The following is a 349-nucleotide window of genomic DNA, read 5'->3' on the forward strand; positions in this document are numbered from 1 at the left end:
ATAGCATCCAGCGTGAAACGGGCGCTCACCTCGGAGACCCGGCCGGCACCCTTGGTCACGACCAGGAAGTTGATGATCATCAGGATCGCAAACACCACCAGACCCACGGCGTAATTGCCGCCGATCAGAACGGCGCCGAAGGATTCGATCACTTTACCGGCGGCATCGCCGCCTTCGTGGCCGTTCAGCAGAACAATCCGGGTAGACGCCACGTTCAGGGCGAGACGCAGAAGTGTGGCTACCAGCAGGACTGTCGGGAAGGACGCAAACTCCATCGGCCGCAGGGCGTAGACACACACCAGCAGAATGACAATGGACAGGGTGATGTTGAAAGTAAAGAACACGTCCA

1 pseudogene is annotated in these 349 nt (G+C 58.7%); it reads right to left on the reverse strand.

Annotated elements, in window-relative coordinates:
• A pseudogene (locus B2W52_RS08740) lies at nt 1–349 on the reverse strand (FHIPEP family type III secretion protein); the annotation flags it as partial.

Origin of the sequence: Marinobacter sp. UBA2498 (genome assembly GCF_002341575.1) — a bacterium.
In the GTDB taxonomy this organism is placed as follows: domain Bacteria; phylum Pseudomonadota; class Gammaproteobacteria; order Pseudomonadales; family Oleiphilaceae; genus Marinobacter; species Marinobacter manganoxydans.